The sequence below is a fragment of the Bacteroidales bacterium genome, assembly GCA_018334875.1.
Classification (GTDB): domain Bacteria; phylum Bacteroidota; class Bacteroidia; order Bacteroidales; family UBA12077; genus JAGXLC01.
This window is the reverse complement of record JAGXLC010000187.1, coordinates 1-4,924: the sequence shown is the minus strand read 5'-3', so window position 1 is coordinate 4,924 and position 4,924 is coordinate 1. Positions and strand designations below refer to the sequence as shown.

Sequence of the window (4,924 nt, the reverse complement as noted above, 5' to 3'; positions counted from 1 at the left end):
TTAGAGATTACTTCAAATCCAAGAAAAATCGCCAAAGCAATAACAAAAACGGACTCCTTGTAAGTGTAAAAAAAGACCAGTATTTCTTCCATAAACTCATTATTTTTTAACAGTTTTCAATCGCTCATTTACTATTTCCCCTTCATGGGTAAAGCAGGTTTCTTTAAGGATGTTGTCCTCAAAATTCAAGTTGAACTCGCCTTCATTTGAAAACATCACTTTCAAAAAATCGGTGAGATTGTTGCCAAACATTTTGCTGGCATCAACCGGCATATCATTGGGATAATCTGATTTACCGATGATCTTTACCTGATGCTTCACAACCATTGTATCATTCTCCGTAAGCTCACAATTGCCTCCCGATGAAGCGGCAAGATCAACAATTACCGAACCGGGTTTCATTTGTTCCACCGTCTCTTTGTGAACAAGAAGAGGTGCTTTTTTTCCCGGTATCTGGGCAGTTGTAATGATAACATCAGATTTTATGGCATGATCATGAACCAGTTGCCTTTGTTTTTGTTTATAGTCCTCAGTCTGTTCCACCGCATATCCTCCGGCATCTGCAGCTTCCTGAGCACCTTCGACTTCAATAAATTTGGCTCCCAAACTTTGTACCTCTTCCTTTACTTCGCTTCTTACATCAAAAGCCTCAAGCACCCCGCCCAGCCTTCTTCCGGTTGCAATCGCCTGTAATCCGGCCACCCCTGCACCCAGTACCAATACTTTTGCCGGTTTGATGGTACCTGCAGCGGTCATAAACATAGGGAAAAACTTGGGCAGATTCATAGCTGCATCCACTACAGCTTTATAGCCTGCAATGGTAGCCATTGAAGATAAAACATCCATGGACTGTGCCCTCGTTATCCTGGGAATGCTATCCAGGCTGAACGTGGTCACGTTTCGGGATGCGGCATACTCCAAAAGCGCCTTATTCATCAGCGGATTGAACAGAGATACCAAAACCTTTCCTTCATCAATCCCTGACATTTCCTGTTCTGAAAAGGGATTGATCCTAAGTAGCATATCGGCCTGACTAATCACTTCATCAAAGTTCTTAATTTCTGCCCCGGCATCGCTGTAATCATTGTCACTGACAAAAGCACCCTCACCCGCTCCGCTTTGCACCAGCAGGGTAAGATTCATTTTTACAAGCTCCCGGACATTATCGGTCAAAAGAGCTACCCTGAGATCGTCCCCGGTTTCCTTTAATAAACCAACTTTCATAATACACCTTTATATTTTTAAACATAGATAACTTCAAACACTTTTAACCCGAATTATTCTAGAATAAATCTCAAACATTCATATCTCCCTTTTTGTTCAATATTCAAAGCAAGCGACAATATTTATCCTGTCGCCGGCAAACCGGTTTGAAACATTGACAGGGTGTACGTTGTCATTATTGTTTAATGTAACCCAAAGGTAAAAAAATTTCTGTACATGGATACATTTACATTTCTGGGAAATACCGATATAAATACCATAGAAAAATTATACAGCCAGTACCTTGAAGATCCTGGCCAACTGGATATCAGTTGGCAAAACTTCTTCAAAGGTTTCGAGTTTGCCCGCCGGCAATTTAAAGATGATGGTGTTGATGAGGGAGGCTTTGACAAAGAATTTAAAGCAATCAATCTGATCGATGCTTACCGGAAAAGGGGGCACCTCTTTACCAAGACCAATCCGGTAAGAAGCAGGCGCAACTATACACCGACACTCAATATTGAGAACCATGGGCTTTCCGAAGAAGATATGGATAAGGTATTTCATGCAGGTAACCGGCTTGGAATCGGTCCTGCCAGACTGAGGGATGTTGTTGAACATCTGGAACAGACCTATTGCGGGTCAATCGGTGCCGAATACATGTATATCAGGAAGCCGGAAATAACCACCTGGTTGCAGGAAAAGATGGAATCCACGAAAAACATCCCTTCCTTTAATAAACAGGAAAGAAAGCATATATATAACCATTTAAAGCATGCTGTAGGATTTGAAAGGTTTATACACCGGAAATTCGTAGGTCAGAAGCGATTTTCACTGGAAGGGGCAGAAGCATTGATACCATCCCTTGCATCAGTAATAGATAAGGGAGCGGATCTGGGAATCGAGGAATTCAGTATTGCCATATCGCACCGGGGACGCCTGAATGTGCTGGCCAACATCCTGAAAAAACCCGTCAAAGACATATTTGATGAGTTTGTAGGTGAAGCTTTTGAAGAAAACAAGATGTTGGGAGATGTAAAATACCATCTGGGATACAGCAATCTGATCACTTCCGATAAGGGGAAGAAGGTATGGCTGAATATGACGCCGAATCCTTCGCATCTGGAAGCAGTGGATCCTGTTGTGGAAGGAATATCCAAGGCAAAAATCACCCATAAGTACGTGCACGATTACAACAAACTGGCTCCTATTTTAATCCACGGAGATGCCGCCATAGCGGCCCAGGGTGTAGTATATGAAACCATTCAGATGTCGCAGCTTCCCGGTTATCATACCGGCGGCACCATCCACTTGGTAATCAATAATCAGGTAGGTTTTACCACCAGCTACCTGGAAGGCAGAAGCAGCACCTATTGCACCGATATAGGAAAAGTGACCAAATCACCCATTTTTCATGTGAATGGTGATGATGTGGAAGCTGTGGTTTACACCATACAGCTTGCCATGGAGTACAGGCAAAAATTTCACACCGATGTATTCATTGATCTGCTTTGTTACAGAAGACAGGGGCATAACGAAGGCGATGAGCCCCGTTTCACCCAGCCCCTGCTCTACAAGGCCATCAGCAAACATCCCGATCCAAGGGATATTTATAGCAATTTTTTGATCAACAATGGAATATATACTGAAGAAGAAATCAAAAAAGAAGAAAACGATTACAACCAATGGCTGGAAACAAAGCTGGAAGAAGCCAGGAAATCGAAAAAGGTGCATATCAGGCAATTTCTTAAGGAAGAATGGGAAAATTACATTTACCCCGAATACAGAGATTTCGATCAATCGCCCGACTCCAATATCGAGTATGAGAAACTGAAAACCATAGCGGAGAAGATCAATCACCTGCCTTCCGATATGAAATTTTTCAAAAAGGCTTACAAGCTCATTGAACAGCGTAAGAAAATGATCAGGGAAAACCGGCTTGACTGGGGGATGGCTGAGCTGCTTGCCTATGGAACGCTGGTGGATGAGGGATACCCTGTACGACTGAGCGGTCAGGACTCGGAAAGGGGAACCTTTTCCCACCGGCACTCTACCTTTACTCTGGAAGATTCAGATCAAAAGTATGTACCCCTTAAACACATCAATGAACACCAGGGAGAATTTCACATTTACAATTCCCCGCTTTCTGAGTTCGGTGTTATGGGCTTTGAATACGGCTATGCGCTGACCACTCCGGAAGGGCTTACAATCTGGGAAGCTCAGTTCGGAGATTTTAACAATATGGGCCAGGTAATTATTGATCAGTACATCAGTTCGGCCGAAGAAAAGTGGGGCCTGATGAACGGTATCGTCCTGTTTCTGCCCCATGGTTATGAGGGACAGGGACCGGAACATTCCAGCGGAAAGATGGAACGCTTCCTGAATCTCGCTGTCAATAATAACATGCAGATCGTTAACTGCACTACACCGGCCAATTTCTATCATGTTCTGCGCCGGCAGATACACCGAAACTTCAGGGTACCGCTCATACTGTTCACACCCAAAAGCCTGCTGAGGCACAGCAGGGTGGTTTCAAGCATGGAAGACCTGGCCTACAAAAAATTCAGGAAAGTTATCGATGATCCTGAAGTCAATAATAAAGAAGTGCATCGGGTTATTTTTTGCAGTGGCAAAATTTATTACGATCTGCTGGAACGCAGGGAACATTTTAATATCAAAGATGTCGCCCTCATCCGTATTGAACAGTTGTATCCCTTTCCGGATAAGGAGGTAGAGCAGGTTATCGGCAAATACAGAAATACCGAGCAATGGATCTGGATTCAGGAAGAACCGGAAAACATGGGAGCATGGAAATACATCAGGGATCAGTTCAAAGATATTGATCTGCGCTCCGTAACAAGAGCACCCAGTGCCAGTCCGGCCGTGGGGTTGTATCAACTGCACCAGATAGAACAGAACGATATCCTGGGAAAGGCATTCAGAAAATGTACCTGCGGGCTGAACTATAAATACTGCAATCTGGATTGCGAAGTAGGGCGTTACAGAAAACCGGTCAAACAGCAAAACCATATCAAGTAAATTATGATTGAAATGAAAATCCCCAGTCCCGGGGAGTCCATAACCGAAGTGGAAATAGCCAGCTGGCTGGTTAGCGATGGGGATTATGTGGAAAAAGATCAGGAAATCGCCGAAATTGAATCGGACAAAGCCACGCTACCACTTATTGCCGAGGCAAGCGGTAAAATAGAAATTTTGGCCGGGGAAGGAGAAACCATCCACGTAGGAAATATAGCCTGCCGGATAGACGAAACGGCAAAAGCCCCGGATAAACCCGAACCCGGAGAAGAGAAAGGGGATCATCAGGCGGAAACAGCAACCCATTCAAAGGATTCCGAATCTTCATCCAAATCCTCAGAAACAGTTAAAGAAACAGGCAAAGAAACAGATAAAGAAGCCGGTGAAACAAAAGAAAATGAAGAGTCTTATGGTAAAATAAAAATGACACCCGTCGCACAAAAGATGATGGAAGCATACAACCTTTCCATCGATGATGTACTGAAAGGGCTGAGGAGGATAACCAAACAGGATGTGGAGCTGGCACGGGAAGCCCTCAAGTCTAAAGAACCGGCTGAAGAAGAACCCAGTAACCGACGGTTTTCAAGAGAAACCAACCGCCAGCGCATGAGCCGCCTAAGGAGGAAACTCAGCGAGCGCCTGGTTGCCGTAAAAAACGAGACTGCCATGCTCACAACCTTCAATG

3 protein-coding genes are annotated in these 4,924 nt (G+C 44.2%); 2 read left to right on the top strand and 1 reads right to left on the bottom strand.

Annotated features, from left to right (window positions below; genetic code table 11):
• Positions 1-99: 99 nt before the first annotated feature.
• The gene (locus tag KGY70_13695) at positions 100-1,224 is read right to left on the bottom strand and encodes a Re/Si-specific NAD(P)(+) transhydrogenase subunit alpha (protein ID MBS3776242.1); all 1,125 of its coding nucleotides are present in this window, start codon (positions 1,222-1,224) and stop codon (positions 100-102) included.
• Between the two features lie 216 nt (positions 1,225-1,440).
• Between KGY70_13695 and KGY70_13690 the strand changes: the two genes are divergently transcribed.
• Positions 1,441-4,242: a 2-oxoglutarate dehydrogenase E1 component gene (locus KGY70_13690; protein ID MBS3776241.1), complete on the top strand. Its 2,802-nt coding sequence runs from the start codon at positions 1,441-1,443 to the stop codon at positions 4,240-4,242.
• A gap of 12 nt (positions 4,243-4,254) precedes the next feature.
• The coding region (locus KGY70_13685; protein ID MBS3776240.1) for a dihydrolipoyllysine-residue succinyltransferase at positions 4,255-4,924 on the top strand (670 nt) is incomplete at its 3' end.

Excerpts from the sequence above, each read along its gene's own strand:
- KGY70_13695 (MBS3776242.1), bottom strand. The coding sequence starts at position 1,224 with ATGAAAGTTGGTTTATTAAAGGAAACCGGGGACGATCTCAGGGTAGCT.
- KGY70_13690 (MBS3776241.1), top strand. The coding sequence starts at position 1,441 with ATGGATACATTTACATTTCTGGGAAATACCGATATAAATACCATAGAA.